General features: G+C 62.0%; 4 protein-coding genes. All 4 read left to right on the top strand.

Annotation, left to right across the window (positions count from 1 at the left end; genetic code table 11):
- A partial coding sequence (gene lptC / locus ACILRA_RS20925; protein ID WP_395663983.1) for an LPS export ABC transporter periplasmic protein LptC occupies nt 1-615 on the top strand: 615 nt, incomplete at its 5' end.
- Entirely contained in the window at nt 612-1,097 is a 486-nt protein-coding gene (locus ACILRA_RS20930; RefSeq protein ID WP_395663984.1) for an LptA/OstA family protein, read from the top strand. The genes lptC and ACILRA_RS20930, both read left to right, overlap by 4 nt.
- A 40-nt stretch (nt 1,098-1,137) precedes the next feature.
- A complete protein-coding gene (gene lptB, locus ACILRA_RS20935) occupies nt 1,138-1,965 on the top strand; it encodes an LPS export ABC transporter ATP-binding protein (protein WP_395663985.1) in 828 nt (275 codons plus the stop codon).
- Nucleotides 1,966-1,981: 16 nt separating this feature from the next.
- Nucleotides 1,982-3,502 (top strand): RNA polymerase factor sigma-54, encoded by a 1,521-nt coding sequence (rpoN, locus tag ACILRA_RS20940; RefSeq protein WP_395663986.1) that lies wholly within the window; start codon nt 1,982-1,984, stop codon nt 3,500-3,502.
- Nucleotides 3,503-3,780 lie beyond the last annotated feature (278 nt).

The following is a 3,780-nucleotide window of genomic DNA, read 5'->3' on the forward strand; positions in this document are numbered from 1 at the left end:
AACCAGGCCCGGAAAGCCGTGCGCCGGGCCGGGCTGGCGAAGGCCCTGACATGGCTGGCGGCTGCTGTGGGCCTTGGTTTCGTGCTGGTCTTCCTCGCACAGGCGGGGCTTTTCTCCGCCATGATGCCGCGGGAACCGGAGGCGCCGCCCCCGGCGCGCGCCGACCAGATCGCCGCGGTCGAATCCACCATCACCGGCATGGATAACGAAAACCTGCCTTATGAGGTGAAGGCAAAGCGTGGCTGGCAGGACGAGAAGACCCCCTCCCTCGTTCACCTGGTGGAGCCCGCCGGCGTGTTCCGCCGTGCTGGCGGCACGGAGTTCACAATCACCGCCGAAACAGGTCTTTTTGATACGGAAACCAGGAAACTGGAGCTTAACGGCAATGTCGTGCTTGAGCAAAAAGACCGGTTCAAGGCCCGCATGGACCGCGCCAATGTGGTGCTGGGGGAGAAGCGCCTTGCCTCCGAAAGCCCGGTCGCCGTCACTTTTCCAAACGGCACGATTAATGCCAACGGCATGCAAATAACCGATGACGGTGCGCGAATTCTGTTCTTGAATGGGGTCAAGACACGCTTTGACGCGCCACAGGCCAAGGGAGACGTAAATCCATGACGACAAGGTTCGCCGCCATTTTCGCCGCTTCCCTCATGCTGATGAGCGCTGGCACCCTCAAGGCTCAGACGAGCGAGGCGCCGGTGCCGGTGGATGTCATATCCAATGATACGGAAATCAACGACGCCGAGAAAAAGATGATTTTCACGGGGGCGGTGGATGCGACGCGCGGCACCACCAACATGAAGTCTGACCTGCTCACCGTCACCTATGCCGAGGTCAAGCAGGCCGACGGCACCATGAAGCTTGATGCGACCGATCTCGACGCCAGGGGCAATGTCACCATCACGACCCCGCGCGAGACGATCACCGGCGACTGGGCCAAGTTCAATCCGCAGACCAACAAGCTCGTTGTGGGCGGTGCGGTCAAGCTGGTGCAGGGTTCCACGGTGCTCTCGGGCGAGGAGCTTAACGCCGACCTCAATTCCGACAAGATCAAGATGACGGGCGGCCGGGTCAAGGGAAGTTTCCTTCCGAAGTAACGGCTTTAGGTAAAATTAAATCAATTTGGTGGATTCTCGATTGGCGCGTGACGAGAACGTGGTGACAGACAGGCAGGTTCCGAAAACGGCGCCCCGGCGGGCACAGAGTCCGCAGAAGGGCGCCAAGGAGCAGGCTGGTGCTGCGCAGGCCGGGTTGGTGGTTGAGGGCTTAAGGAAGTCCTACAAGCGCAGGCCCGTGGTGCGCGATGTCTCGCTCTCTGTCAGGCGCGGTGAAGCTGTGGGACTTCTGGGACCCAATGGCGCCGGCAAGACGACGGTGTTCTACATGATCACCGGCCTCATTGCCGCCGACAGCGGCCGGATCAGCCTCGATGGCACGGAGATCACCCACTTGCCCATGTACCGGCGGGCAAGGCTTGGGATTGGTTATCTGGCGCAGGAGAGCTCGATCTTCCGCGGCCTGACCGTCGAGGAAAACATTCGCGCCGTGCTGGAACTGACCGAGGGCTCCAGGCAACAGCGCGAAGAAAAGTTGCGTGAGTTGCTTGATGAGTTCTCAATTACCCACCTCCGGAATTCGCCGGCTGTTGCGCTCTCTGGCGGAGAGCGTCGCAGGGTGGAAATCGCCCGTGCCCTCGCCGCCGACCCCGAGTTCATGCTCCTCGACGAGCCGTTCGCCGGAATTGACCCGATTGCGATCAGTGATATTCGCAAGCTGGTGCGTCAGCTCACCTCTCGGGGAATCGGGGTGCTTGTTACGGATCACAACGTCCGCGAAACCCTCGAACTCATCGACACGGCGCTCATCATCCATGAGGGCCAGGTCCTGACGCAAGGAACGCCCGGCGAGATCGTGGCGAACCCCGACGTCCGGCGCCATTATCTCGGCGCCGACTTCAGCCTGTGAGCCATGAGAGCGCGCGATGGCGCTGAACCAGAGGCTCGAACTCCGTCAGGGCCAGGCGCTCCTCATGACGCCGCAGCTGCAGCAGGCGATCAAGCTGCTGCAGATGTCGAACATCGAGCTTCAGGCCTTTGTCGACCAGGAACTCGAGCGCAATCCGCTGCTCGAGCGTGACGAGAGGAACGAGGTTCAGGCCGCGAACCTCCCGGCCGCCGACGGCCGGCCTGACATGGTGAGCGCGCTTCAGGCCGACACGGGCGCGGAAGAGCGGCTGCGCACGCTCGATACCGAGCTTGAGAATGTCTATACCCATGAGGCGCGCGCCGACGCCGCGAACCGGCTGCCCCAGGGCGCGCAGGATTCGGGCTGGTCCTCGCTGAGGCCGCAGGGGGCCATGTCGCTCAACGCCGAGGACAATGATTTTGCGGCAACCCTGACCCGCCAGCCCACCCTCGCCGAATATCTGACGGAACAGATGAACCTTCTTCTGACGGAGGCGTCCGAGCGGCTGATCGGCCAGCACCTGATCGGCATGCTGAACGAGGATGGTTATCTCACCTCCGGTGCCGAGCCTGTGGCGGAAACGCTTGGCACATCGGTGTCCCACGTGGAGAGCGTGCTCGCGAAGCTGAGATCCTGCGATCCACCTGGTGTGTTCGCACGCGACCTCAAGGAATGCCTGAGCCTGCAGCTTCTGGAGCGTGACCGCTTCGATCCCGCCATGCAGGCGCTCGTCGCCAACCTTGAACTGCTGGCACGGCGCGACTTTCCGGCTCTGAAGTCGCTTTGCCGCGTCGACCTCGACGACCTCAAGGACATGATCGCCGAATTGCGCGCCCTCAATCCCAAGCCGGGCAGCGCCTTCGGCTCGGAGCTCGTACAGCCCGTCATTCCGGACGTCATCGTGCGGGCCTCGCCCGAGGGCGCCTGGATCGTCGAACTCAATACGGAGACGCTGCCGCGCGTTCTCATCAACAACCAGTATCTGGCGCGGGTTTCCACCGCGGCGGCGCGTAGCGAGGACAAGCTCTATCTGTCAGAGTGCCAGGCCAATGCCACCTGGCTGGTCAAGAGCCTTGACCAGCGGGCCAAGACCATCCTGAAGGTGGCGCGCGAAATCGTGCGCCAGCAGGATGCTTTCCTGGTTCTGGGTGTACAGCATCTCAGGCCCCTCAACCTGAGAACCGTGGCAGATGCCATCGAAATGCATGAGTCGACGGTGAGCCGCGTGACGTCAAACAAATACATGGCAACGCCGCGCGGCATCTTCGAGTTCAAGTATTTCTTTACCACGGCCATCGCTTCGTCGGACGGCGAGGGTGATGGTCATTCGGCCGAAGCCGTGCGCCACCGCATCAAGGATCTGATCGGGCAGGAGACGGATGAGGTCCTCTCCGATGACGCGATCGTCCAAAGGTTGCAGGCGATGGGCATCGACATCGCCCGCCGGACGGTTGCCAAATACCGGGAAGAATTGGGAATTCCGTCTTCCGTCCAGCGCCGGCGGGAGCGCAAGGTCAGCCTCCGGATGGGGCGTTGACGGGGCTCTCCCGCTCGACTAGGTTCCGCCCGCTTCGCAGACGGCCCGGACGGGCGGCAGGTGCCGCGTTTGCAGCGAACAAGACAGGTAAAGCTCCGGGCAAGACTGACAGGCCAGTTGACGTGCCAGCCAAACGCGCCCATGTGTATAGCTCAGGGCGAAGCAGGGATATTTGCGACGACCATGCAGATCAAAGTCACCGGTAAGAACCTCGATGTCGGCGACGCCTTGCGTGAGCACATCGAGTCACGCCTTCAGTTGATCAAGCAGAAGTATTT

The sequence above is a fragment of the Aestuariivirga sp. genome (assembly GCF_044239095.1).
Classification (GTDB): Bacteria; Pseudomonadota; Alphaproteobacteria; order Rhizobiales; family Aestuariivirgaceae; genus Aestuariivirga.

What these genes read in the sequence shown, in the direction of transcription:
- ACILRA_RS20930 (WP_395663984.1), top strand. Translation starts at nt 612, where the DNA reads ATGACGACAAGGTTCGCCGCCATTTTCGCCGCTTCCCTCATGCTGATG.
- rpoN (WP_395663986.1), top strand. Translation starts at nt 1,982, where the DNA reads ATGGCGCTGAACCAGAGGCTCGAACTCCGTCAGGGCCAGGCGCTCCTC.